This is a genomic window from Methanoregula sp. (assembly GCF_041645475.1).
Lineage (GTDB): Archaea > Halobacteriota > Methanomicrobia > Methanomicrobiales > Methanospirillaceae > Methanoregula.
In genome coordinates this window covers 54,934-81,460 of record NZ_JBAZQA010000007.1, presented here as the reverse complement: position 1 = coordinate 81,460, position 26,527 = coordinate 54,934, and the positions used below count along the sequence as shown (strand labels likewise).

The window sequence follows — 26,527 nt, the reverse complement described above, 5'->3', positions numbered from 1 at the left end:
GAATTACAAAAATGAGGTTAACGTATGAATCTCGCTACTTGTGATAGGCTCTCAACGATTGGGAACAATCCGTTTGCCTGTCCCAATTCCACCTCCCCGATATGTCGGAAACGTGCCGACAGGGCGACCTTACCGGGATTTCAGGGAGATGAAGCACATCAAAGATCCGGAGAGATTATACCGATAGTTCCGGTGAATTCTCTGGTCACAGCACAGGAGCAACGGAACTCCACGAACCGCACGACAGATATCAGAACCTGAGTATTATCATGACGCCAAAAACCAGAAACGTAAAACCAGTAATCGCATTCGCGAACGGAAAAATCCTGACCATGGACCCCGGCCAACCCGCTGTAAAGGTGGTTGTCATCAGGGAGGGTCGGATCGTCGGTGTGGGAGATGAAACCCTCCTCCGGGACTATCCGGGTATCGAAGTGAAGAATCTTGCAGGCCGGACCCTGATCCCGGCCTTCATCGATTCCCACAACCACCTTTCATCCTTTGCGTGTTTCATGCCGGAATGGGCAAATCTCATGGGCCTCACAAACCGGGACGCGATCTTTGCAGCAATGAAGGAGCACGCAAACAAGCATCCCGGCTCCGGCTGGATCGTAGGTTTTGGCTGGTTCGATGCTCATTCCGGAGGGATCGAGCTCACGCGGGAGGATCTCGACCTCCAGTACCCGGACCGTCCCGTCGCATTGATCCAGACCACGTTTCATAAATCCGTGGTGAACAGCCGTGCCCTGGAGATCACCGGTATCGGACTGTCAACCCCCGACCTCCGGTGCGGCATCATCCAGCGGAACCCGGAGGGACTTCCCACAGGTATTCTCATCGAGCAGGCACAGGCCCCGGTTTTTAAGGAGATCATGGCCGCGGATACCCGGAGGCTTTCGGACCTAATCGAGACCAGGGCTCATGAACTGCTGCCTCTTGGCATCACCGCAGTTCACGATCCAGGAGTCACGCCATCTGCCGAAGCTGCCTATCGACTCCTGTACATGGAAGGAAGGCTGCCGGTCTCGGTCCTGATGATGCCGCATGGCGTAACCGTACTGGACAATGAGGTTGGGGCACGGCTCAACGGCCCTGTAACCGGAACCGGTGATGAGCAGCTCCGCACCGGCCCGGTGAAAATCTTTGCTGACGGAGGTACTCCGGAAATGGTTGCGTTTGCCATGAAGATCCAGGGGCGGGTGTTCACAAGCGGGAAATACCGGGATGATTTTACCGATGCAATCTGCACCGCAACCCGCCACGGGTTCCAGACCTGTATCCACTCGATCGGGAACGTCACAACGGATGCCGTGCTCGATGCCTATGAACAAGCCGCCGGACAAGCGCCCGCAGGTTTTGTCCTTCGGCCCCGGCTCGAGCACCTGAACCTCCTGTCCGAAAGCCAGATCCAGAGGCTCGCCGGTATGAACGGGTGCGTCTCGATCCAGCCCCAGTTCCTCGTGCGGGGAAAGGGCATGGCGCAGGCCCGTGTCGAAGAAGCGAAATGGTTTGCCTACGGGGAGCTCTCTCGTGCCGGCGTGGTTGTTGCGGCGAGCAGCGATGACCCGGGCGGATTTTTGGATGCTCGCGACCCGATCAGGTGTTCGGTTATGGGCTCGACCATGAGTAATGGGGATGGCATAACAATCTTCCCGGAGCAGGTTCTCCCGTTTGAAGAATGGCTCCGGATCTATACGGCCGGTTGCGCCTGGGCCGGCGGCCAGGAGAACGAACGGGGGATGCTGAAGGTGGGGCTCGTCGCCGATCTTGTCATTCTCGACGGGGAATTGGATCCGATGCACCCCCCACGTGTTGTTGAGACCTGGCGGAACGGGGAGATGGTGTACCGGGCCGGCTGAACCGGGAGAATCATTTTTCCGACATACAGACATAATCCTGCTCCGATCCGTTGGGAAGATTTCGGACGCCAAATCCTTTTATTGCCAGCAACTACCGGTTATATACTAATTCTTGATGTGGATCAAAACCATGGCCATTGCAGACAGGAGACAGCGGGAGAAGGAGCAGCGGAGGACCGAGATCCTCGATACAGCCGAGCGTCTCTTCTTCTCCCGCGGTTACGACGATGTTTCCATGGACGAGATCGCAAACGAGGTCGAGCTGAACAAGGCCACGATCTACCTCTATTTCCGGAACAAGGAAGCCCTCCTGTCGGCCATTGTCCTGCGGGGGTTTGCCCATCTCAACCGCATGTACCGTGAGTGCGTGGAGACTCGTGTTACCGGCATCACAAAGATCTCGCTGATGGGTAGGGCTTATTACCGGTTTAACCAGCAGTATCCCGATTACCTCAGGATGATTCGGTACTATGGATCTGATCGGTTCAGGAAAGATGAGAGCCCGGAGCTGACTGACATCCTCGCTGCCTCTGCCGAGAGCCGTAGTCTCATATGCTCCGTGGTACAGGAAGGTATCGATGACGGCACCATCCGCAATGATCTCGATCCTCTGGAGATGACCCTTTTCCTGATGATCTCGTTCATGACTATCCTTTCACTTGAAAATAAATGGATAACTATCCTCGATGACCGTGGCATCAGCCATGAGACCTTTGCCCAGGATTTCCTGCGGTTTATCACACCGGCGGTTGATGCTCGGGCAACTCTGGAAAAACCTCATTTCATCGATATCAAGGGTTTTGAGTCCTTTGGCTCTATCTCCCTTGCCCTTGAACCTATAGCGGTTGAACGGAAGAAAAAAAAATAAGTGTCCGGGTATTTCCCGGCTCATGCCGCACAGCCACTTTTACGGGGGTTCCTTCCCGCTCATGGCCATGACGGATGGCCCTCTGTACGGCAGAGCTGTCGGCAGTGGACAGAGGGCAGGGTTCGATGCAATACCGCGGCGGGTGGCTGCGCAGGTCTCCCTTCCCAATCCAATGACCGTCGGAGCAGTCAGAAAACTGGTCCCTCAAAGGGGCCCGGTGGATACAGAACATCGACAGGTTTTTTTAGTTTTTACAAAAGATTTTTTATCCGGAAAAGATTATTGAGTTTTATTTTTGGGGAATACGAGAATGGAGGTGATACAGGATGGGAAGAGGGCAAAAAAGTTCCGCAGGACGCCGTTGCAGCACGGCACACGAAGGACATGATCCCCGGGGCGAAAATCGCGCCCCGTGGGATTCCATGAACCCTGAAGACGATCCCCGCTGTGATATGAGGGATCCTGAAGACCTCCCGGACCCGGCCAACGATGATTACCTGTGGCCGGAATATGAGGAGGATGACGACGATTGAACAATCCCGCAGAACCTGTGAGATGTTCTTCGGGACTATAAGGGCAGGAGATCTACCCCGCCCCGTTTTTTCTTTATTTTGTGTTACCTTCTGCCAGTTGTCTCCATATGATCGAGTGTCCGGTCCCAGATGATCAGGATACCCGAGACGATCACACACGCAAGCAACATGTCCTCGATGAAAGTTCCGGTGTAGGACCCTTGGCTGATGGATGTTGAAGGATACGGGGAGGTCGGGTACCGGGAGTCTGGTTGTTCCCGCCGCTCAAAAGCATCTATCTTCCCCGGGGAACTGTCTACGCATATGCGTGAAACCGGTTTCCCTCCTTTTATGGAGTCTGCCCTGCCTCCTTTGTGTTATCGTGTTGTTAGCGATGATCTGGATCCTGCTGTACTGGCTTGCGGTACCGGACCCGCAGATTGCCCCGTTGGATGCTCTCGTCTTTTTGATTGCGTTTTGTGCAATTATTGTGTACTCGTTTTTTCCGGCTGACGCGGGGATTGTTTCCCTCCAGTTGGCTGGGTAACTCTGCTACGAGCGTAATCGTGCGAGAGATCGTGGAGATTGAGGGGTGGTGTGAAGGGGGGATGAACGCCGGCAGGCCCGAATATGACCTGATCCCCCGGATGAATTGAAAAAATGAGAATTGTTCATAAATAATGATGAAGAATCGATTTCCCGTTTTTTTCAAACTGTATTTTCGACGACAATAACCATTAATATTTCATGAAATCTTGCCATGCAGCGGAATTTGAAATCGGTAAACAACTATCTCTGACGATAAATTGTGATACGAAATTCATTTGGATTTTTCGTCGGAAAGAAAATCTGGTATCTGAAAATTGGATTCGCTTGACTAAAAAATGGAACCGGCAACTGCATTTTATCATGACTACAAAGCAATCTGATTGGATTTGAGGGCACGTATCACGTGTATATGTCTCATGTGGAAGCGTGGATTGTTTGTAAGAATTGTGAAATGCGGTGTATAATTGGATTTTCCAATTTCATCCGTTATCTATTGTATTTGAAATTAGTAACGAATCTATTTTTTTATATTCCTTTATAATCCGGATTTTTCCACATGTCTGTATTCTCTACCGTTATGTCCGGGTATTGTTCAGATTTTTTTTTCGGATTTCAATGTGTGTCTATCGAAATGAGAATCTGAAATATTCTATCCATGAGTATATAATGTATAAATCCGGGATCCTATTCCCGCTCCGGTCTGGTCATTGACGCTCCGCTCCTTATGGGCCATCATCATTTTTCTCTGTGTCAGCACCTCGATCATCTTTGACTTCCAGTTCCGGCCCGGGTATAAATGATGAACCTCATCTATTGGGAGTTGGTGCCAAGGAGCGTGTCCTCGCATATGGGCTGGAACCCGGCGAGATAGTCGATGTCGCCCGCGAAGAGTCCGGGTGGGGGGCCCAACGGATCTTCCGCACGGGAGTCGTCCGCTACCGCGGCCTATCTTCGGGAGCATTTCTTCCTTTCGATGCTCCCGTAATGTCATGGTTGTGAGGTTGATGGTGCCGTTCCGGCAGTTGATGTGTTTCAGGAAGGATCGAACCTTCCCGGGAGCTCGGGATGTGTGGTGATGCGGAAGCGACTTTGGCCTTTTCATGCATGCAGATCCATGGCAAAGGATTTCCCGACACGAGAGTGCCCGGGACCGGTCTGCAGTCGGGGCATCCGCTGCCTTGTGAGGGATTGTGCGGGTAACATGGTTGCGATGGGGAGCAGATTTCCCCCATCGATTTTGTTATCTCCGAGAAACCCGGCGTTGAATGCCTAATAGTTCCTTGCCTGGTCACTGAATGCTGCGATGAGCTTTGGTGTTGTCGCATCGATCAGGGCGTAATTCGTGCGGTTCTCCATAGCCAGAATCTTTCGGCTCGGGTGATTCTTTACATAAACCCGCCGGCAGTTTATTTGTGTTTTCAAAACGGTTCCGGCCCACTCGACTGCATCTTCGCAAGCGCACACCCGCATCTGCTGCCAAGAGCTGATCATCCTATAACTCCCTCACACCTTTGTCTCGTACATCTCCGGCATCTCTATCCTGCGGGCTTCCCCCATGAAGGAAGCATGGTGGCAGTTAACATGGAGGAACCGTTTGCGAACTGGATCGCGTAGGTGCTATCCGTGCGGATCGAAGAAAATGGGCAAAATTAACGGATATATATTTTCCCTTTTTGATAGTTATTTTAGGATTTTAGGGAAATATTATGTGCGCGGAGCCAATCCGGTAAATCCAGAATGTTCTTATACCCCTTCCCTTCCACTGGAGATACCGTCGGAGACGTGCAATAATCAGGCAATGCACAACACAGTTTATTAAGAAGACAAGCCTTTACCACCTCCCGTTTTTCCGGTACTGAAATGATTCGGCTCCTGCGGTGCTGGTGATCAGGGATTATCTCCGCAACGGGACAGCACCGCAATACTTCGTGACTTGATCATCCACTCAAAGATGGCCATGAGAAACTGTTGTGGTGCACTCATGCGGAAAACCGGGCGTTCTGCCAAACCTATTTCATTTCCCGCTCTCAATTTACATTTCGTAAATTGACCACGGGATTGGGGTTCAGCCGGATGTGTGCAGAACACCCGCCCATTCCGGAATGAACATAATGCAGTACACTGTCCTTTATGTTGACGATGAACCGGAACTTCTCGATCTCGGAAAGACGTTTCTTGAAAAACTGGGAAACATTGCCATTGATACCCGGCAGTCCGCCTTGGATGGTCTTTGTGCCCTCCGGGAAAAGCCGTACGACGCGATCATCTCTGATTACCAGATGGCGGAGATGGATGGGCTGGCATTCTTAAAGACCGTCCGCGCAGAATTCGGGGATCTTCCGTTCATCCTGTTCACCGGTCGGGGTCGTGAGGAGGTAGTTATTGAGGCTATCAACAACGGCGCGGATTTCTACCTTCAGAAGGGCGGGGATGTAAGGCCGCAGTTCGCCGAGCTCTATCACAAGATCAACATGGCCATAGGGCGCAAACGTGCCCTGGATGCCCAGCACGATTCCGAGAAACGGCTCTCCACCCTCTTCCATGTCAGTCCCATTCACCAGCTGATCACTGAGTACTCTTCAGGAAAAATTATCGATATCAACAACCGTTTTCTCGCGGACCTCCGACTTCCCCGAGAGGATGTAATTGGGAAGACACTGGCGGAGATCGGATTCATCGTCGACCCGGCCCAGTTCTCCCTTATTCGGGATCAGCTGGACCGGGAAGGAACCGTCAGGAATGCCGAACTCTTTGTCAGGGACCGGACCGGCCGGATGTTCACGACGCTCGTATCGCTGACCCGCGTTCAGGTGCCCGGCCAGGACCTCATCTATACCCAGAGTATGGATATCACGGCACGGAAAAATGCGCACAACACCATCGACGCTCTCCTCAATGCGCCCCCTGATGTCTCCATGTTGCTTGATACGTCAGGTACCATCCTTGCCGTCAACGAGGCCGCATCCACCCGCTACCATATTCCTTCTGTTAACCTTGTCGGGATGAATGCGTTTGACCCGATCTCACCCGAACTCGGGGCCCTGTGGAAGATGAAGATCGATGATGCTGTTGCGACCAGATGTCCCCTTATCTATTCCGATGACCGGACCGGGAGATCGTATGAGAACCATATCTACCCTGTTCGCGGCCCGGATGGCAGGGTTGCATCGATTGCGGTCTATTCCCGGGATGTGACCGAGGAGAAACAGGCACAGACTGCACTCAGGGAATCAGAAGAAAAGTACCGGCTCGTTGTCGAGAACAGCCACGACACGATCTACATCTACCGGGAAAACCGCCTCCTCTTCATCAACCATCAGGCAGAGGAACTCACCGGATACTCGCATGCAGAACTCATGAAGAAGGAGATCTGGGATTTCATCCACCCGGACGACCGTGAGCGGCTTAAAAAATCGGCTATGGAGCGATTTTCCGGCGGGCAGGTCTCCACGACCTTCAAAGCCCGGATCATCACGAAGCGCGGCGAAGCGCGGGATGGGGAGTTCTTTGTTGACATTGTCGAATACCTTGGGAAACCCGCAATCCTCGGTATTGCCCGGGACATTACCGAGGAGAAGCGTGCCGAGGATGCCCTGCGGGAACACGAGGAACAACTTCGCTCGCTTGCCGACAACCTTCCCCTCGGCATGGTATACCAGGTCGTGAGGGAGCCGGATGGGACGCGGCGATACATTCACGTGAGCGCCGGTGTTGAAGTGATCCATGAGGTCACTCCGGAGCAGGTATTGCAGGATCCGCAGGTAATCTACAGCCAGATCGTTCCTGAAGATCTCCCCCGGGTCAGGGAGGCCGAGGAGCACTCCCACATGACCCTCTCCCTCTTCAGTGCCGAGATCCGGATCCATCCCCCCTCGGGCATTGAGCGGTGGGTCCTCCTCCGCTCTGCCCCCCGCCCGCTGCCCGGTGGCAGAACTCTCTGGGATGGAATCGAACTCGATATAACGGCAACCAAGCGGGCCGACGAGGAACTCAAGGCTGCCTACGAGCAGCTGACCGCGTCGCAGGAAGAACTCCGGTCCCAGCTCGACATGATCAAGGAGAGCCAGGAGCAGCTGACCGAGAGCGAGGAGAAGTACCGTATCCTGGTCAGCCATACCGGGGACGGGGTTTTTATTGCCCATAATGGAATACTCCTCTTTGTCAACGAACCCTTTGCAGCAATCTGCGGTTATACTGCTGAAGAACTGTCAGATACACCATTTGCTCCTCTTGTTGCTCCTGAAGACCGGGAGATGGTTTTATCGCGCCACAAAAGACGCCTCCCGGGCAGTTCCCTGCCGGAGGTCTACGAGTTCCACACCCTACATCGCGATGGGATTACACGGAACCTGGTGAAGATCCAGATCGGAACCGGTTCATACCGTGGCCTGCCGGTTGCGATCGGTACCATTCGTGATATCACTGAGGAACGGCGCCACGAGACCGCGCTTATCGAGAGTGAGGAACTGCACCGGCGGATGATTGCAGCGATCCCGGATATCGTTGTCCAAACTGATGCTGAAGGGAATATTACTTACGTCAATGAGATTGGTCTGAATCTGGGCGGGTACGAAACCCCCGGTGACGTAATCGGACGATCCATGCTCTCCCTGATTGCGCCGGAAAGTCTTGCCGAAGCAGTGACCAACACCCGGCTGATGTTCGAGGGCCCGCTGGGTCCTAAGGAATATACCCTCCTTGTCAACAACGGCGTCCGGCTCCGGCTAGAAGTGAACGGGGATGTCCTCCGCAAACCGGATGGAACCCCGTATGGCATTGTGTACATCTGCCGGGATATCGCGGAGCGGAAAACGGCGGAAGAAGCGCTTAAGCAATCCGAAGAACTGTACCGGAGCCTCTTCACGGCATCGCCGGACGGGATCTGCATGGTTGACAAGGAGGGCGTCCTCACCTATACATCGCCGAAATCGCTCGAGTTCTTCGGCATCTCCGATGCAAAAGAGGTGCTGGGAACACATGTTCTTGACTGGATCTGCCCGGTGGATCGCGTTCTCGCTATGGAACGTTTCAGGCAGGTGCTTACCGACAACACCTTTGTCTCGAATACATATCATGTGCAGCGGAGGGATGGATCCCGCTTTGTTGTGGAGATGCACAGTTCGGCTCTCCATTATCTCGATGGCTCCGTGCGGGGCATCATCTCGATCATACGGGATATCACGGCTCGTCAGCGGACTGAGGAAGCCCTGCGGTGCAGTGAAGAGAATTACCGACAGATCATCGACAATATTCAGGATGTCTTCTACCGCCTCGACCGGGACGGTGTCATCACGATGATTAGCTCATACGGGGCCCGGCTCGTGGGCTACGATTCCCCAGCCGATCTCGTCGGGAAGATGCGGGCAACCGATTTCTACGCAGATCCTGCTGAGCGTGACACGTTCCTCGCATATCTTCAGGAAAAGAAGGCAGTATCGGGATATCCCCTCACTCTGAAAGACCGGTACGGAAGGCTGCACAATGCCACGACAAGCATCCGCCTGCTCTATGACAAGGATGGGAATATGGACGGTATCGAAGGACTCCTCCATGACGTCACCCACTTAAAGAATGCTGAGAATGCCCTGCGGCAGGCAAACCGGCAGCTCACGCTCATGACGAACATCACGCGTCACGATATCCGCAACCAGCTGCTGGCCCTTGGCGGGTGGCTGGAACTATCTCGGGCATCGGTTGCCGATCCTGACCGTATGCTGGAGATTATTAACCGGGAACAGAAGATAGCGGATGTCATTGATCAACAGATCAGTTTCACGTCCATCATTGATGATATGGGAGCAAAAGTCCCCTCCTGGCAGGATATCGGGCGCCTTGTCGGGACATCGTGGGAATCTCTACCATTCGGGAATATCCGGCTGGTGTGCGAGGTAACACATGTTGAGGTTCTGGCGGACCCCCTCCTTGCAAAGGTCTTCTATAATCTGTTTGATAATGCGCTCCGGTATGGCGGAGAGAAAATGACAATGATGCGGGTTGCGGCTGACCTTGGAAAGGACGGTCTGACCCTGGTGATCGAGGATGACGGCCTGGGGATCCCTGCAAAAAGCAAGGTCCGGTTGTTCAATCGCGGTTTTGGGAAGAATACCGGTCTTGGGTTGTTCCTGGTCCGGGAGATCCTCGCCATCACCGGGATCACGATCCGGGAGACGGGTAACCCCGGCACCGGCGCCCGGTTTGAAATCCTGGTGCCAAAGAATGCGTTCCGATATACCGGCAACATCTCTAGGGTAGATCCGGATTCTTCGGGTTTTCCTCCGTCGTAGGTGTCGGATCACCCTAGCAACCCTGCCCGTGTTACCGAGTCCGCGAGAAGATGTGTCAGGCAGCCGAGCAAAAGCAGGATGTGCCGGCAATGAGCGGGAACCTGGGAATATTTGGTGCGAACAGGATTGGTATGGCTGAAACGAGAAACAGGATGCCAACGAGTTTCTGCGCCCGCCGGCTCATATGCAGTTATCGTCCGGGCGGGCCGGGAGAACGTGTTGTGTGGAGTTACTGCTAACATCGCGCTCCTCCCCCTGGTGACGTCAGTACTTAAACGCTTGAAACAATGCTGTTTATGATGAGGAGTGCCGCGATCCAGACTCCGTATGCCCCTCCGATGCTTGGGAAAAAGCTGAATCTGGTCAGAAGGAAATATAACGTCAGCAGGAAGAGGATGCTCGGGATCGCGAACCAGAATGCCGATACGACCAGCTGCCGTGTCGTCTCCTGGCCGGCCTCGCTGTAAGTGAAGAGGAACGCGAGGGTGGTGATGATCGGCGCTGCGGCGAGCATGCCTCCGTACCGGGGATCTACCTGTTCAGCAAGAAACGTCACCCCGACAATGACGCTGCCCCCGATAATGAATTTCAGGAGCATGTAAAGATAATTCATCCCGGGATTATTTCCCTGCGAGAATAAAAACCCGGTCTTTCATGGTAGTAGTGGTTGTATCGGCAGTCGTTCAAGGAACACCGGCTCTATCGCCCCTGCTCCGATCACAAGCCCTAATAATTCCCGCACGCGATGATCAGGTACAATGGAGGGAGAAACCGAATGGTAAAAGTGGGGGTCCACGTCTCGATTGCGAGCTCGCTCGATTTCGCTGTGGACCGGGCAAATGATGCAGGGTGCGATGTCTTCCAGATGTTCTCGCGCAATCCCCGGGGCTGGAGTTATCTCCCGCTCTCCGATGAAGTTGTGGAACTCTACCGGCAGAAGATCAGGACCACTGGCATCCTCCCTGTCGACCACATGCCCTACCTCCCGAACCTCGCCTCACCTAAAGTGGAGGTGTACGAGAAGTCGGTTGCAACCCTTACCTCCGAACTGGACCGGTGCGGGGCGCTTGGTATCCCCTACCTCGTCACCCACCTCGGCCACCATCTTGGCGATGGCATGGCTGGTGGAAGGGAACGGGTGATCCGGGCAATTGATTCTGCCCTTGCAGCTTCAAACAGCGGGGCAATGCTCCTCCTTGAGAATACCGCGGGCGAGAAGAACAGTGTTGGGAGCAGTTTCGAGCACATCCAGGGAATCCTTGACGGGCTCTCCGACACGAAACGCATTGGAGTCTGCTTTGACACCTGTCATGCCTTCGCTGCTGGTTACGAGCTCCGGACTGAGGCCGGTATCGCCGAGACTCTCGGGCAATTCGACGAGCAGATCGGTCTGAAAAATATCAGGATCATCCACCTCAACGACACGAAAGGCGATAAGGGCAGTGGCCTTGACCGTCACGAGCACATCGGCCTTGGCTTCATTGGAGAGGACGGGTTCCGGCACATACTGCACAACAAGGTCTTTTCCTCCCTCCCTCTCGTCTGCGAGACTCCCGTTGACGAGCGCCGTGACGACCGGGGGAATATCCGGGCCGTCCGTGACCTTGCCGGGTAACCCTGTTTTCAGATACCCTTTTTGCTCCCGCATCGAAATCATGACTCCTGATATTATGAATAACCGGTTCTGCGGGAAATGCGGCGCCCCCCTCATTTCCTCGTCCCTGAAATTCTGCACTTCCTGCGGTGCGCCCGTTCTACCTGTAGCGGAGACGACGGCGCCTGTCCCTCCTGCCGGATCTCTACAACCCGCGAGCCTGCATCTGCTCATAGTGGTCGCTGTGCTTGTAGTCGCTGCCGTAGTATGTGTTGCCCTGGTCCTGCTCATCCCGCATTCCTCCACAGTACCCCCGTCTGCAACCTTTTCCGGGGACCGGGAAGGATCCGTGTCGATGGCGCCTGCAGGGCCGCAGACTGGGGGTCTGACTGCGGCTCCTGTGATGAGCATACCCGGTTCACTCCCGACAACTGCACCTGCCGCACTGTCACCCTCTGTTTCGACTATTCCCACGGTTGGAACGACCCTCGATACTACCACCCTGCTCATTGTCCCGGCAGCCACATTTTTCACCGCAACACCCACAACCGTTCCCACGGAGATCCCGACAACCCGCCCCACGTCGCAGATAACCCTCGCGGTAACTCATGTCCCCATCCAGCCCCCGACAAGTTCTGTTACAAGTTCCTCTCCGGGAGCGCCCGCGCTCGATCCCAAGGTCATTGAATCGCGTATCCATGACATGATTAATACCCAACGGGAGAAGAACGGTCTTGCCCCCCTTTCCTATGATCCGTTCCTCGCGGATATCGCCCGCGGGCACAGTTGGGACATGGTGACCCGGGATTTCTTCGATCACATCAACCCGGATGGGAAGAATGCACGGGCGAGAGGGGATAATGCAGGGTACCCGTGCATTCGCTACTACAAGAGCTATTCGACACTTGGGATAGCCGAGAACCTCTTCCAGGGGAACCGGTATCGCTTCTATTACACCAATACAAACGACCCGAATGGAACCGTCACTGCCTATGACTGGAATTCGGCCGAGCAGATTGCCGACACGGCAGTTGCCGGGTGGATGAACAACACCGGGCACCGGGAGAATATCCTGACGAGCTCATATTCCCTTGAAGGGATAGGCGTCGCATTCGCACCCGATGACAAGATCTACGTGACCGAGAACTTCTGTTAGGTAAAATCGCCTGTCTCTTACCGCAGGTTCTGGTACTGGAAGTTCTGGACTTCACCTGGCTGTTCGTAGTATTCGGCAGTATAGGTCCGTTCTTCAACCGTACCGATAACATCTTCCAGATCCTTTGTCAGCGCATCGCATCCCGCCCCGTGTACTCCCTTAACCGCAATCTGGATCATTCCGTTTTTGTCAATGGTTATTTCGAGTTCCTGCATCTCCATGGTGTGTATCCCCTCTACCCGGTTATGTCAGCCGGTAGACCTGCCTGTTCAGTTTCACGAGCGTTCCTGTTGCAAGATCGCGGGCTGAAAGGCAGAGGTAGCGCTCGCGGTCGATGACAAACGTGCACTCGAAGCGAGGCTCGCCTTTCTTTGCTGGCGGCTCGGCAATGAGCAGGGGTATGTTCCGATCGTTCACAGGCACTGCCTGCACCGTTGCCCCGGCATCCTCTGTTGGCCCGGCGAGCCGGACACCCCCGGCAGTGTCCGACACCAGCTCGATTGCGCATTCCCTGTCCTTGTTTCCTGCTATCTCGAAGAGCGGGATCCCGAGGTGGGTCTGGCCGTCATAGGCAGCGCTGATGGTGATCCGGGCTATCTGCCCCTCGCTTGGGAAGCGTGTCCCGCTGTGCACGAGAAACCGGTAGCGATGTTCCTGTGCAGACGGATCCCAGTAGCGGAGTGCATAGGAGTTGGTTATCCGGTCAGGTGCCCGGGCCGGTTCTGCAAAGGCTGCAGCCCCGCGGGCAACGGCATCCATCTCATGGCCCACATGGACTGTGATTCCGGGGAACCGGTCCCGGACCGATTCCGCAACCCCCGGTAGGGTACAACCTGGGCCTATGAGAAGGACGGATGCTATTCTTGTCTCCTCCTGCCCTTGTGCCCGCAGGGCAGAGAGCGCCCGGTCGAGCACGTCCCGCACGCTTTGGATGACACCGTGCCCGTCCAGCACCCGGGTGAGTTCCTCCGGCCCGTAATGGGCAGTGTATGTCCTGCCCCCCACCGGCTCGGTGACTGTAATCTCCGCCATCCCCTCGAACGGGATTCGCTCCCGGGCCCGCCGTGCCTCCCGAAATAACAGGGGACGGATCCGCTCCTCTCGGGGATTGCTCTCCAGCATCCGGAAGCGGGTGAGGAGATCCTGCACGATCCAGGCATCAACAACCTGACACCCGGTGGGGATGGAAGCGCGCCCGGCCATCCGCACACATTCCCACTCATGCCCAGTACCCGGTTCTACCACAATCACAACGGTTACCGTGAGTTCGGTCTCCGCAAAGGAAATGACGAGGAACGGCTTGCCGGCCTGTGGGTATACCCCGTATCCTAGGGCCGCTGCGAGGAACTCGTTCACCCACGAACAGGAGCGGGCCCCGGCAGCCCGGCTGATGCGCTCCAGCCATGCCGGGTAATCCGTTGACGCATCTGCAGGCAGGGCAAAGACCATGTTGGCCCCACCGGGATACTGCCCCACTGCACGCGAGAGGACAATGGTGAGGAACTCCGCTGCAGCCACCCCGCAGCGGATCATGTGACCATTTCCCGTTGACACCTGAACGGGGCTGTTGTCGAAAAGGTACCGACGCATCGAACGGGCGGTTGAGGCCTCCTGTTCCCTACCTGTGCGTAAGACTTCGTCGCCGATACCTGCCACACATCCCTCTTCGTACCGGATAAGGGACGGCACCAGGTACACCCCGTTTTTCCCGGGAATTCCCGGGACAATGTGGGATATATCTTCAAGATCCAGTGTGGGGAATCCTCCCGCAGGATCGCCTACAGTTATGATGGTTGTACTCACCCCGAAATCGACCCCGAGTCGTACGGGTTCTTCGGAAATCTGTGTGTGTTCCACTGCAGTCACCCCATAATCTGGATATCGTACCGCCCGATTACCCCGGTTGATGGACAGATCTGGATCTCGTTCCGGAACCGTGCGGCAAGGATGCGGTACAGGAATGCCCACGACCGACCGTCGGGACTTCCGCGTGAGGCATCCGCTTCAGCATGGACCGGTACAATGTCGGCGGGCGTTATACCGGTAAGGAACGTGGAGACCGGGAATGGGTGAAACCTGCAGGTGCCGTCCTCTCCGCTCGTCACAAAGATCTTCTCCTGCGGGAGCACCACAATTCCGGTAATGGCACCTATGTGGAGTGCCTCCGTGCGGATGAGTTTCTGTTCATGGATCGCGTAGTATGCGCAGATGCCCGTATCGTAGCCGACAACAAGGATGTTCCCATCATGATCGAAGGCGAGAGCGGTCACGTTCCCGGGTATGCCTGGCAGCTCCCCGGCCGGCGTCCCGCGCGGAAGATGGTAGAGCCGGATAATGGCATCCGCTCCTCCTGCGACAAGAAGCGTGTCCTCCGGAGAGATGGCAACTGCCCTGATGCCGGTGCGCGATTCTTTTAGGACCGTGGCGGTTTCTGTCCCGTCCCGCCAGATTCTTACGGTCTTATCGTTGCTGCCGGTGATGATGAGGGAGCCATTCTGCATTACGGCACAGCAGGTGACAATACTCGAATGCCCTGCGAGCGTTCTTCCAGGCTTCCCCTCCGGGATGCTGAATATACGGACGATCCCGTCCCATCCCCCGGTGATAAGCGACACACCGTCCGGCGAAAAAGTGCAACACCGCTGCGATGTACCCGTCTTGTCCATGCTGGCAGTAAGGCTCCCATTGCGGACGTTCCAGATCCTCAGGGTCGAGTCTGCCCCGGCGCAGGCAAGGTACATGCCATCTGGGCTCATTGCCGCTGTCCTTACATCTGGCGTATAGAGATCGATGGTCCCGGCAGCGCTGCCATCCCCCCCTGTCAGGACCCGGGCTATACCGTCTCTGGTCACTGCTGCGATGAAGGAGCCTTTTTCCGAACCGGCAAGTGCGGCAATACTCCCGGCATGGGTGTCGATGGTGCGGATGATCTCCCCGTTTGGAATACGCCAGAGTTTGGTTGTTCCGTCCCAGCTTACTGTTGCAAGACGCGAACCGTCCGAAGATGTCGTGCAGGAGGTTACCGCCCGTTTATGCCCCCTGTATTCCCGCACCAGCCGGTGGTCGGGCATGCGATAGATGCGGATAGTCCCGTCATCGAATCCTGCGGTAAAAAACCTGCCGTCCGGTGTCGCTGCGCAGCAGGTGGCATGCCGGCTGTAGAGTGGGATAACCGCAGCAGGCCCGGCGCTACGGATATCCCAGAACCGGATGGTGTGGTCATTGCTTCCTATGGCGAACCACCCGCCTTCTATTGAGGCAACTGAACAGATGGTATGCCCGGCATGTTCCGAAAATACCCTGGTTCGAGTCGCGGTCCGGATGTCATGGAGTACCGGGAGTGCCCGGTCATGGATGACAAGACATCCGGTTCCCTTATTTGCGAACACAACCGATTTGACGGGATCGGGAGGACCGGGCGGCAGGTACCTGACAGTACTGTCCGCGATTCCGGCAACCGAGACCATCCCGTCCATGTGTCCGCAGGCGACGGCGGTCCCATCTGGCGAAGGGATAAGACAGGTCACCGGTGACATATGCAGCGGAACGATCTGAAGGATTCTGCCATCCCGCACATCAAGGATGTGCAGAGTACCCCGGTTATCTCCAATAAGAAGTGTCCGTTCATCACCGGACGGTTGGAGTGCGGTCACTTCCCCCTCGACGGGGTTTCTCGACCAGTTCAGGATAGATCTCTGGAGATCGTGGCATTGGATAACTCCTGCCTCAATGCAGGATACGAGGTGACGGTTATCGCGGGAGATCGAAATGAACCTTACCGGTCCCGTGACAATCTCACCTGAGCATCCTGTTGCTCCCATGCGCCAGAGAGCAACCATCCCGTCACAGCTGGCGGTTGCAAGGAGCGACCCGTCCCGGGAGATGCAGAGGTGCGAGACCTGAGCTGCCGGTCGGCCGATCACGGGCCGTTTATCGCAGGCCGGTGAGGGATATGTCCAGCGATCGGGAAGAGTCTTGACAATCTCATCCCACACCAGCCGGTCATCGCCCTCCGGGCTCCATCCCGCATTCTTCATTTCGGTAACGGCCGCGACTGCGTGCGGGAGAGGTGCCATGGGGAGAACCTGCCAGAGTTCGTCCCACGCATGTTCCTGTGACAGGCCTTCGACCACGGTTTCCCATTCTCCATATGACCATGCTTCGGGTTTCGGCATGTCTGGGGCGGAGATAGCCCGTGCAAGGATTTGTTTTGTCCCCCGGGTCTTGGCAGCCATGCGGGTGCGGAACCGGATCGTAGCATCCGCCCTCAGGTATCCCAGGGCAAGGTCGGTTGCTGTACCGGTTTTACCGGTATGCTTCCCTGTGCAGAAGAGGTAGAGCGCCCGGTCACCCTTCTTTGATGGCAGGTAATTGCAGTCCCCCGAGAGGCCGGCAAGGGCTGGGGAGTCCTGGATGAGCACTTCCCGGCAGAGGGTGTCCACCTGTTCCGGGGAAGTGAGGGAGGAAAGCGCGGTTCCGGCGAGACTGCGGGTAGTCGGGTCATCCATGGCAGCGTACAGTTCTGCCAGTGTGCGGACTGCTGCACTATCCCCGGTTCCGATTATGCGGGCCAGTTTTTGTACCCGGTTCCGGGAAAACCACCGTCTGATGACCGGGGGGAGATCGAGGGATTGCATGGCCTCACATCCCGGGATTCTCAAATGTCTCAAGTGCAATGAAGCATGCGGCATCCTGAGTGTTGCGGGCTACCTCCTTTGAAGCGGAGATCGCCCGCCCTTCGGCCAGGTACGCCCTGAGGGTGGCCACCGTCTCACGCTGGGAGACTGAGAGCGGCACCTGTTTCCTGATGCATGAACTGATGTCTGCGGTGGTCAATCGCCGCATGTTCTCGGAAAAGGCCTGGTACATCGCGTCGATGATGGTCTGCTCTATCTCGGCCCCAACGTATCCGTCACTCTCGCGGGCAAGCAGGTCAAGGTCGAAATCGGCAGGAATGCACTTCCGTTTCTTTAAGTGGACTGCGAAGATCTCGCGCCGCTCGTCCAGGCTCGGCAGGTCCAGAAAGAAGATCTCGTCAAACCGCCCTTTCCGGAGGAGTTCTGGCGGGAGTGCAGCGATGTTGTTTGCGGTTGCCACCACAAAGCAGGGCGAGGTCTTGTCCTGCATCCATGTCAGGAGATGGGCAAAGACCCGCTGGCTCGTCCCCGCGTCCCCGCTCCCGAATGCAAATGCCTTCTCGATCTCGTCCACCCAGAGAATGCAGGGCGCAATCGTCTCGGCAAGGGCAAGCGCACGCCGTGTCCGCTCCTCGGATTCCCCGACCAGGCTCCCAAAGAGGGCGCCCACATCGAGCCGGAGGAGCGGGAGGTGCCAGAGGTCGGCGATCATCTTGGCTGTCAGACTTTTTCCTGTCCCCGGGATGCCTATGAGAGCGATCCCCTTTGGGGATGGAAGCCCGTACTCGCGGGCCTCGCTCGTGAACGCCCGCTCGCGGAGCCGGAGCCATTCCTTGAGTGCCAAGAGGCCGCCCACGTTCTCGGGCGTCTCGGTGAAACTGTAGAACTCAAGCGCATCTGACTGGCTCAGCACCTCTTTTTTGTCCGCAATGATGGTGTCGATGTCCTGCTCGTCGATGGTCCCCCGCGTGACGAGGACTTTTGCAAATGAACGGCGGGCCTGGTTCAGGGTCATCCCGAGTGCTGCCTGGATGAGTTTCTCCCGCCCTGCTTTCGAGAGCGAACTTTTTATCCCGCTCGTTGCAAGGAGCACATCAAGGTCCGCCGAGAGCTCGGCAGATGCGGGTGGCGGGAAGTGGACCAGGACCGCCTCGTCCCGGATCTCCTCCGGGACCCGCTGGACCGGCGTGACGATCACGATGGAGCGGCGGTTATACCGGAACTTCTGGGATAAGGTGCGGATCCGGCGCTTCACCTGCGGATTATTCCAGTACTCGTGGAAGTCCTTCATCACAATCACCGTGTTCTCGTCGGTCTTCTGGATATCGTCGAGAGCAGCGAGCGGGTCGCGGGACTGGGTGTGGAAATTCTTGTTGCCCGTAATCACCTGGTAACCGTCCACGCTGTCCCAAGTTATACACTGGCGGGGTGGCTCCCACCTCTCGCAGACCTCCCGGATGCGGGAAATCACGCGCTCTTCCTCGGGTGTCATGACTACCATCAGGGTCACCCGGGCGCGGAGCGATATATTGAGTCTGCGGGCAAAGTCCGGCTCGACGTGTTGCATTATTCCCACCTCCGCACGACAATCCGAACACTACCGTTCTCTTCGTTTGTCTCGGAGACGATCTCGTATCCCTCGCGGGTGGTCTGTTCGATGACCATCCTACGTGCATATTCCTTTTGGATGGTTTCTGCCTGGCGCGAGAGTTCCAGCAGGACCTTCTGTTCGTCCGCACCGGCAACGTCCCACCAGTCGGCTACCATATCGTAGATCCCGTCCGGGCCTTTCACAAATCCGAATCCGCAGCCCTGCTTGTTCTTTGCTGCAATATCCACGGAATGCTCGCCGTGGTGTCCTTTCACAACGGCATCTATCTCGACTGTGTACCCGAGATTTGTCAGGCAGGAAACGAGCGCCTCGCGGTTGTGGAATGTAGTCTTCACCCTGCTGTAGTGTGACATCTTACGCCCCCCTGCAGCGGTCTGCCAGCACCCGGAGGAATCCCGTTTCTGGAAAACCGGATGTTGTGATGCTGCCGTCAGCTGCAATGGTGAATTCAGTTCTTATACACCGTGTGTCTTCCACATGTGATGGCATCGTTATCCTCCCGCTGAGCGGGATAATCCGCTGGTTGGACGAGCCTTTTAAGGAGTCGGTGCACCGGAGGGAGGGAATATATGGGCCGGCAATGAGGAGGTCGGTCACCGCGAGCAGCTCCTCCCACCCTTTGACCGTACCTTGTGAAAGGTTATCATAGGTATACCCGGTATACGTTACTACGGTGAGCCCTGCATCGCGGACCTGCCGTCCCAGCGCTGCGAGAGGAACCGCTTGGGCGAATGGCTCGCCTCCAGAAAAAGTAACCCCGTCAATATTGGAAAGAGAGAGAATAGTTTCCGCAAGATTGCCGACAGGAATCTGCTTTGCGGGAGAAAATGCCTGGAACTGCGGGTTGAAACACCCCTCGCACCGGTGGGGGCAACCCTGCACCCACACAACTGCCCGGGTGCCGGGGCCGTTCACCTCGGACCGTGCAAGAAAGCACGCAAGGTCAAGAACGCTTCTGAGTCGGCATCCGGGGTCGTTGTATTCGTTCACCATCATTTTCCGCCGCGAGATTTGGCCTGAAAAGAATTCCGGTGTGGGGCCGATCTATCCTGTAGTATTACCCAAATCTTCCCGGAATGAGATTCACTCTGGGGGACGTGCAATTAAGCATACTTATGAGATACGATCTGACTATACAAATTCGATTTCACTCTTTTTATAGGCATTGATCCCTTTATTGTAATCCATAAGAATTTCTGCGCAACGGCACCTGGATGAATTTTCCCTCTTTTCCCCGCGCTTCAGGCGCCCTTATAATCATCCGAAGATAATATATCCGGCAGTGAAAGCAGTATTTGACGGTATAACGATCCGGACGGGAAAAGAAGGAAAGGCGCTGTACGAGCAGAGCGGGTATGGCCGGCCGGAAGCCGATGGTCTCCGTCTCTCCCCGCAGGAAGCGGTTTACCTCCTCCACCGCCAGAGGATAGAAGTTCCCGGCTACTCGTTCGATACCCTCTTTGCCGAGCTCTCCAATGAGCCTGGTTTCATGCGCAGTTTTCTCGTGTACCGCGATCTCCGCGAGCGCGGGTACGTGGTCCAGACCGGACCGCACGATTTCCGGGTCTTCCGGCGCGGAGAAAAACCGGGCAAGGGGGAGTCGGTGTACCTTGTCCGCGTCCTCTCGGAGCGGGACCCGGTCCGGTTCGAGAAGCTTATCGAGGAAGTGCTGGCCTCACGCAACATGCGCAAACAGTATGTGCTTGCGGTCGTGGACGACGAGGAAGAGCTCACGTACTATGAGATCAAACTTCAGAAACTTGCCGATGCCACGAGCCCGCTCCCCCCCCTTCAGGAGCACGATGCCCTGCTCATCGGGAAATCCGCCCTGGTCCGGGTCCCGCCCCAGTCCGACCTTGAACAGGCCGGGTACGGGAAACGGATGGATCCTGAACGTTTGATCCTCGGCCCCGTGGAACTCCTCTCCTTAATGGAGAAAGGGATTATCCGGCTCACGAAAGGGTCTGAACCAATCAGTACTACTGATTTCCTTGCTTTGGCACAGGAGACCGACAACGAACTCGATGGCAAGATTGCGGTCTATACAGACCTCCGGGCGCACCAGTTCACCCCGCGGACCGGCTACAAGTTCGGCCACCACTTCCGGGTCTACTGCGGCAAGAATGTCCACTCCGACCTCCTGGTCCATGCTGTCGAGAAGGAGTCGGTCCTCCCGATGAGTGTCATCTCCCGCTCCGTGCGGATGGCGCACAGCGTCAAAAAGAAGATGTTCTTTGGCGCCGTACATTCCTCCGGAATCCAGTTCGTCGAATTTGCACGAATAAAACTGTGATACAACCATGCCCGCTCCCCAGATCAACCCCTGGTCAAGCACCCCATCCCTTGACATCGAGAAGACGTTTGCTGAATTCGGTATAGATGCGATATCTCCCGCGCTCGCGGAACTCCCCGAAGTCCCGTATTTCATGCGCCGGGGTATCGTGGTCGGCCACCGCGATTACAACCAGATTGCCCACGCGATCAGGACAAAGTCTCCGTTCCACATCCTGACCGGGTTCATGCCAAGTGGTCACCCGCACCTTGGCCACCTGATGGTAATGAAAGAGGTTGTCTGGCACGTGCAGCAGGGCGGCAACGGTTACATCACGATCGCAGACCGGGAAGCCCATGCGGTCCGGGGCCTCTCGTGGGAGAAATGCAACGATTACGGAAAAGAATACCTCGCCTGCCTGTATGCACTCGGGTTTGAGGGGGAGACCTACTTCCAGAGCCGGAACAACCGGCTCAAGGATCTTGCGTTCGAAGCTGCTACCAAGGTCAACTTCTCGGAACTCTCGGCCATCTACGGTTTCTCGCAGGAGACAGATCTCGCCCATGCGGACAGTGTGATCACGCAGGTTGCCGACATTCTTTATCCGCAGATCGACCGCGAGCCTGCGCCGACCCTTGTCCCGGTCGGGGTGGATCAGGATCCGCATATCCGCCTGACCCGGGGTATTGCCCATAAAATGCGGATGTTCACCGTTGAGGAGCGGGACGGGTACATCAGCGTCCGGTCAAAGAATGCTCCCGAGGCAGCGCTCGAAGCGGTCAAGAAAGCCTTCCCACATGCGAAGAAGTACGAGGGGCACGTGGACATCAAGGGGGCGCAGTGCACCGACGTAAAAGGCAAAGTCCGTGAGATCGAGCGGGCGCACGGCGGGTTTGCGTTTTACACTCCCTCATCCACCTACCATATCTTCATGCCGGGCCTCACCGGGGGGAAGATGTCGTCGAGCGTGCCGGAGAGTTTCATCTCCTTCCATGAGCCCGAGGCAACGGTAAGAAAGAAAGTGATGAGCGGGATCACCGGCGGGAGAATGACTTTAGAGGAACAGAAGCGCCTTGGCGGCGAGCCGGACAAGTGCTCGCTCTTCCTCCTCAACCTCTTCCACATGGTGACGGACGATAGTGAGCTCGCAGAGATCCGTCGGAAATGCACGGCCGGCGAGATTACCTGCGGCCAGTGCAAGAAGGAGACGGCCGAGCGGGTAGTCGCGTTCCTGAAAGACTTCCGGGAAAAGATGGACGCAGCAGCAGACAAAATCAGGGTGTGACATGGCAGAACTGACACAGAACGAGAAGCGGTTGCTTGCAACACTTGAATCGGAAAAGAAGGCAGATGCTCCGCATCTCGCCGGCCTGATGGGGGCAACACCCGAGGCCGTGGTGCAGTGGGCCCACCTTCTTGAGGACAAGGGACTTGCCACCGTCGGGCGGATCGTGGTAAAGGAGTTTGTATACACAGACGAAGGGAAGACCTACGCGAACACTGGCCTTCCCGAGACCCAGCTCCTCCGTTTCATCCTTCCTGGCACCACGCTTGCTGATCTCCAGAAGCACGAAGCCTTCAGGATCGGGTTTGGCCAGCTCCGGAAGAAAGGGCTGGTCAAAGTCGAAGGTACATCCGTTACAAAAATGCCCGGAGCTTCTACTGATGCAGACGAATCTGCGCTCAGGAACCCGGCAGCCGGTGACGCAAAGACAAAAGAGCTCATCAAGCGTGGTATCCTTGAAGAGTGCGAGACGGTCCGTAATGCCATCGCCATCACACCTGAAGGAATCACCATCGTCAAGAAAGGCCTTGATCTCCGCGAAGAGACCGGGACTCTCACCCGGGAACAGATCATCTCCGGTGAATGGAAGAATCTCACCTTCCGCAAATATGATGTGAGCAAACTCCCGAAGAAGGCATACCCCGGTAAGATCCACCCGTACCAGCGGATCATTGCCGAGATGCGGGAGATCCTCCTCGAGATGGGCTTCGAGGAACTCTATGGCGGGATCGTCCAGCAGTCATTCTGGAATTTCGATGCCCTCTTCCAGCCGCAGGATCACCCGGCCCGGGAGATGCAGGATACGTTTTACCTCAATGAGACCCTCCCGCTCCCGGAAGGGTACGAGAAAGTCAAGGCTATGCACATCTCCGGGGGGGAAACCTCTTCCACCGGCTGGGGCGGCGCATGGCGCGAGGAGAAGGCCGAGCAGTGCGTACTCCGGACCCACACTACGAGCGTCTCCATTCAGCACCTTGCACAAAACTTAAAGCCGCCCGTCAAGGCCTTCTGTGTTGGCCGGGTATACCGGCGCGAGACTATCGACACCACGCACCTTGCCGAGTTCGAGCAGCTCGAAGGGATCGTGATGGACGAGAATGTCACGTTCGGGAACCTGCTCGGGATCCTCCGGGAGTTCTACAACCGGATGGGCTTTGAGAGTGTCCGGTTCAAGCCCTCGTTCTACCCTTACACCGAGCCAAGCCTTGATGCTGAGGTGTATGTCGAAGGCATCGGCTGGATCGAGATGGGTGGCGCCGGCGTCTTCCGCGAGGAGGTCACCGCCCCGCTCGGGGTAACCTATCCAGTCCTTGCCTGGGGTCTTGGCGTGAGCCGCATAGCGATGCTCCGCCTCGGCCTCAAGGATCTCCGCCTCCTGCACAAGAGCGATGTCGCGTTCCTGCGGGAGACTCCGTCCCTGCGAAACACGAAAGGAGGGCTCTGAAATGGCAGTCATCACGCTCCCCTACAAATATCTTGAGCGGCTCACCCGCACTGATCGGAAGACGATCCTCGATAAAGTTCCCCTCATCGGCTCAGATGTGGAACGGGTCGAGGAGGACCATGCAGATGTGGAGTTCTTCCCCGATCGGCCGGACCTCTTCAGCCCTGAAGGCGTAGCCCGGGCAATGCGGGGCTATCTCGGGATTGAGATCGGCCTCCCGGTCTATTCGGTAAAGCCATCCGGTATCAAGTTCACGATCGATCCCCAGCTTGCGAATATCCGCCCCGTCCTGGGAGCGGCAGTCATCCGCGGGGTCTCGTTCGACGATGAGTCGATCCAGAGTATCATGTCCCTCCAGGAATCGCTCCACTGGGCGGTTGGCCGGGGCAGGTCCAAGGTCGCCATAGGCATCCATGACATGGACACGGTGAAACCACCATTCCACTATATTGCCTCGCGCCGGAGCCGGGGTTTCATCCCGCTCGACTTTAGCGAGAAGATGACGATGGAGGAGATCCTCGAGAAGCACCCGAAAGGCCGGGACTACGCGAAGATCGTGAAAGACTTCCCGCTCTTCCCGCTGATTGTGGACGATGACGATCACGTCCTCTCGTTCCCGCCTATTATTAACGGGGAAAGGACCCGGGTCACCATCGACACGAAGAACATCCTTCTCGATACGACCGGCACCGACAAGCGGGCGGTCGGAGTTGCTGTTAACATTATCTGCACGGCGATGGCCGAAGCCGGCGCAAGCATCGAGAGCGTGGAGATTGGTGGCATCCAGACCCCCACGCTTGCTCCCGCAGAGCGGATCATCAGCGTTACGGAATGTTCCCGGATTCTCGGTGTCAGCCTGACCCCGGTGTCCATGGCCGGATACCTCCAGCGGATGCGCTTCGGGGCCGAACCGGCCGGTGCGGACAACGTGAAAGTCCAGGTGCCCTGCTACCGGGCCGACATCATGCATGACTGGGATATCTTCGAGGATGTGGCCATTGCATACGGCTATGACAAACTTGAATCCCTGCCGCCCAAGACCTACACGGTGGGAAAACCCCACCCGGTCCAGGTAAATGCCGCTCTTGCCCGCGAGGCTTTCACGGGCCTTGGCTACCTTGAAGTGATGCCGTTCACGCTCACAAACGAGGACGTGCTTTACCGGAGGATGCAGCGGGAGCAGACAAAAGGCCTCCTCCACATCATGCACCCGATAAGCATCGAGAACACGGTAGTCAGGACAGAACTTTTGCCCCTTCTCCTCGAGTTCCTCACTTTAAACCGGCACCGCGAATTGCCCCAGCGCCTCTTCACGGTCGGCGACGTGGTGCTGGACTGCCGCACGCACCAGCAGGCTGCCGGCGTCAGCACTCACCCGGATGCGGATTTCTCGGAAGCGTACGCTTCTGCCGATGCAGTGCTCCACGAGCTATCAATTGACTATACGGTTAAGGAATCGGCCGATCCGGCTTTCATTGACGGGCGCCGCGGCGATATCATCGTTGCAGGGAAAAAAGTGGGTGTCTTTGGCGAGATCCATCCCGCCGTGCTCGTGGCCTTCGAGCTCGAGCACTCCGTTGCAGCGTTCGAGTTTGATCTCAGAGCCGTACCGGGATATCCCGCGATCTGAGATACTCTTTTACTTCTTTTACGGTGAATTCCCCGTAGTGGAAGACGCTTGCCGCAAGGCAGGCATCGGCTTTTCCTTTCGTGAACCCGTTATAGAAATGTTCGAGCGTCCCTACCCCGCCGCTCGCGATGACCGGGATGCCCGCTGCTTCGGAGATGGCAGATGTTATTGCGATATCAAAACCGTTCTTGGTGCCATCGGTTTCCATACTGGTTAAGAGGATCTCGCCGGCACCCCGTTCCTCGGCTTCCTTTGCCCAGGCAACGGCATCGATCCCGGTCGGCTTGCTCCCGCCGTAGATAACCACCTCGTACCAGCAGGTCCGGCCATCTTCGAGAATAACGGGGATGGCCTTCTCATTTTGAGTGAAATTCCGGCGCACATCCATGGCGCAGACAATGCACTGCGTCCCGAATGCCTCGGCTCCACGGGTAAGGAGGGTGGGATCGAGGACTGCGCTCGTGTTCAGGCTGACCTTATCGGCGCCGGCCCGGAGGATCTGCTGGATGTCGTCGGGAGTTTTCAGCCCTCCGCCAACGGTCAGGGGAAGGAAGAGCTGGTCGGCTGCCCGTTTGATAACATCGATGATGATGCCCCGCTTCTCTTTCGAGGCCGTGATATCGAGAAATACCACTTCGTCTGCACCCTGCTCGTTGTACCGCTCGGCAAGCTCCACCGGGTCCCCGGCATCCCGGAGCCCGAGAAAATTCGTGCCTTTCACAACCCTGCCGTCCTTGAGGTCGAGGCAGGGAATGATCCGTCGCGTCAGCACCATTGGTTAGAGGGTTGGCGGGGGAGACTCTTCTATATTTCCCATTGTCTGCC

The 26,527-nt window shown here is 56.5% G+C and carries 21 protein-coding genes; 10 read left to right on the top strand and 11 right to left on the bottom strand.

Features of this window, described 5'->3' with window-relative positions; all coding sequences use genetic code 11:
* Window positions 1-269: 269 nt before the first annotated feature.
* The 3 genes from WC598_RS07670 (at window position 270) to WC598_RS07660 (ending at window position 3,786) form a co-directional block, all read left to right on the top strand.
* Window positions 270-1,859, top strand: a complete 1,590-nt coding sequence (locus tag WC598_RS07670; RefSeq protein ID WP_372960892.1) for an amidohydrolase — start codon at window positions 270-272, stop codon at window positions 1,857-1,859.
* A gap of 115 nt (window positions 1,860-1,974) precedes the next feature.
* The gene (locus WC598_RS07665; protein WP_372960937.1) at window positions 1,975-2,727 is read left to right on the top strand and encodes a TetR/AcrR family transcriptional regulator; all 753 of its coding nucleotides are present in this window, start codon (window positions 1,975-1,977) and stop codon (window positions 2,725-2,727) included.
* Window positions 2,728-3,633: 906 nt separating this feature from the next.
* Window positions 3,634-3,786: a hypothetical protein gene (locus WC598_RS07660; RefSeq protein ID WP_372960891.1), complete on the top strand. Its 153-nt coding sequence runs from the start codon at window positions 3,634-3,636 to the stop codon at window positions 3,784-3,786.
* Window positions 3,787-4,437: 651 nt separating this feature from the next.
* Here WC598_RS07660 and WC598_RS07655 read toward each other — a convergent pair.
* Both WC598_RS07655 and WC598_RS07650 read right to left on the bottom strand, forming a co-directional pair.
* Window positions 4,438-4,890 (bottom strand): hypothetical protein, encoded by a 453-nt coding sequence (locus WC598_RS07655; RefSeq protein WP_372960890.1) that lies wholly within the window; start codon window positions 4,888-4,890, stop codon window positions 4,438-4,440.
* A 167-nt stretch (window positions 4,891-5,057) separates the two neighbouring features.
* The gene (locus WC598_RS07650; RefSeq protein WP_372960889.1) at window positions 5,058-5,279 is read right to left on the bottom strand and encodes a hypothetical protein; all 222 of its coding nucleotides are present in this window, start codon (window positions 5,277-5,279) and stop codon (window positions 5,058-5,060) included.
* Between the two features lie 620 nt (window positions 5,280-5,899).
* Between WC598_RS07650 and WC598_RS07645 the strand changes: the two genes are divergently transcribed.
* Window positions 5,900-10,072 carry a PAS domain S-box protein gene (locus WC598_RS07645; RefSeq protein WP_372960888.1) on the top strand — a complete coding sequence of 1,391 codons (4,173 nt, stop codon included), beginning with the start codon at window positions 5,900-5,902 and terminating at the stop codon, window positions 10,070-10,072.
* A gap of 55 nt (window positions 10,073-10,127) precedes the next feature.
* On the opposite strand, the gene WC598_RS07640 is transcribed toward WC598_RS07645, so the two are convergent.
* On the bottom strand, window positions 10,128-10,256 hold the full coding sequence (locus WC598_RS07640) for a hypothetical protein (protein ID WP_372960887.1): 129 nt from the start codon (window positions 10,254-10,256) through the stop codon (window positions 10,128-10,130).
* 87 nt (window positions 10,257-10,343) lie between these two features.
* Window positions 10,344-10,685: a GlpM family protein gene (locus tag WC598_RS07635; protein WP_372960886.1), complete on the bottom strand. Its 342-nt coding sequence runs from the start codon at window positions 10,683-10,685 to the stop codon at window positions 10,344-10,346.
* A 162-nt stretch (window positions 10,686-10,847) separates the two neighbouring features.
* Between WC598_RS07635 and WC598_RS07630 the strand changes: the two genes are divergently transcribed.
* Together WC598_RS07630 and WC598_RS07625 are read left to right on the top strand one after the other, a co-directional pair.
* Window positions 10,848-11,687, top strand: coding sequence for a deoxyribonuclease IV (locus tag WC598_RS07630; protein WP_372960885.1), 840 nt, complete (start codon window positions 10,848-10,850; stop codon window positions 11,685-11,687).
* A gap of 40 nt (window positions 11,688-11,727) precedes the next feature.
* Entirely contained in the window at window positions 11,728-12,822 is a 1,095-nt protein-coding gene (locus tag WC598_RS07625; RefSeq protein ID WP_372960884.1) for a CAP domain-containing protein, read from the top strand.
* 17 nt (window positions 12,823-12,839) lie between these two features.
* On the opposite strand, the gene WC598_RS07620 is transcribed toward WC598_RS07625, so the two are convergent.
* Genes WC598_RS07620 through WC598_RS07595 form a run of 6 tightly spaced genes read right to left on the bottom strand, consistent with a single transcriptional unit; the run spans window position 12,840 to window position 20,067 of the window.
* Window positions 12,840-13,043 carry a DUF2997 domain-containing protein gene (locus WC598_RS07620; RefSeq protein ID WP_372960883.1) on the bottom strand — a complete coding sequence of 68 codons (204 nt, stop codon included), beginning with the start codon at window positions 13,041-13,043 and terminating at the stop codon, window positions 12,840-12,842.
* 22 nt (window positions 13,044-13,065) lie between these two features.
* Window positions 13,066-14,679 (bottom strand): hypothetical protein, encoded by a 1,614-nt coding sequence (locus WC598_RS07615; RefSeq protein ID WP_372960882.1) that lies wholly within the window; start codon window positions 14,677-14,679, stop codon window positions 13,066-13,068.
* 5 nt (window positions 14,680-14,684) lie between these two features.
* Entirely contained in the window at window positions 14,685-17,459 is a 2,775-nt protein-coding gene (locus tag WC598_RS07610) for a hypothetical protein (protein ID WP_372960881.1), read from the bottom strand.
* Window positions 17,460-17,463: 4 nt separating this feature from the next.
* Window positions 17,464-19,026 carry an AAA family ATPase gene (locus tag WC598_RS07605; RefSeq protein WP_372960880.1) on the bottom strand — a complete coding sequence of 521 codons (1,563 nt, stop codon included), beginning with the start codon at window positions 19,024-19,026 and terminating at the stop codon, window positions 17,464-17,466.
* Window positions 19,026-19,424 (bottom strand): DUF1257 domain-containing protein, encoded by a 399-nt coding sequence (locus WC598_RS07600; protein ID WP_372960879.1) that lies wholly within the window; start codon window positions 19,422-19,424, stop codon window positions 19,026-19,028. The genes WC598_RS07605 and WC598_RS07600 overlap by 1 nt, the downstream gene beginning before the upstream one ends.
* Before the next feature lies 1 nt (window position 19,425).
* Window positions 19,426-20,067, bottom strand: a complete 642-nt coding sequence (locus tag WC598_RS07595) for a 4Fe-4S single cluster domain-containing protein (protein WP_372960878.1) — start codon at window positions 20,065-20,067, stop codon at window positions 19,426-19,428.
* 286 nt (window positions 20,068-20,353) lie between these two features.
* Here WC598_RS07595 and endA point away from each other — a divergent pair, with 286 nt between their 5' ends.
* From endA to pheT, 4 genes are read left to right on the top strand one after another with little or no spacing between them, the layout of a single operon-like run.
* The gene (gene endA, locus WC598_RS07590; RefSeq protein WP_372960877.1) at window positions 20,354-21,364 is read left to right on the top strand and encodes a tRNA-intron lyase; all 1,011 of its coding nucleotides are present in this window, start codon (window positions 20,354-20,356) and stop codon (window positions 21,362-21,364) included.
* A gap of 7 nt (window positions 21,365-21,371) precedes the next feature.
* Window positions 21,372-22,628, top strand: coding sequence for a tryptophan--tRNA ligase (locus WC598_RS07585; protein ID WP_372960876.1), 1,257 nt, complete (start codon window positions 21,372-21,374; stop codon window positions 22,626-22,628).
* Window position 22,629: 1 nt separating this feature from the next.
* Window positions 22,630-24,072 carry a phenylalanine--tRNA ligase subunit alpha gene (locus tag WC598_RS07580; protein ID WP_372960875.1) on the top strand — a complete coding sequence of 481 codons (1,443 nt, stop codon included), beginning with the start codon at window positions 22,630-22,632 and terminating at the stop codon, window positions 24,070-24,072.
* Between the two features lies 1 nt (window position 24,073).
* Complete coding sequence (pheT, locus tag WC598_RS07575) at window positions 24,074-25,702, top strand: phenylalanine--tRNA ligase subunit beta (protein ID WP_372960874.1); 1,629 nt, start codon at window positions 24,074-24,076, stop codon at window positions 25,700-25,702.
* Here the strand turns inward: pheT and hisF are convergent.
* Window positions 25,671-26,477: an imidazole glycerol phosphate synthase subunit HisF gene (gene hisF, locus WC598_RS07570; protein WP_372960873.1), complete on the bottom strand. Its 807-nt coding sequence runs from the start codon at window positions 26,475-26,477 to the stop codon at window positions 25,671-25,673. The two genes, pheT and hisF, sit on opposite strands and share 32 nt — an antisense overlap.
* Window positions 26,478-26,527: the final 50 nt, after the last annotated feature.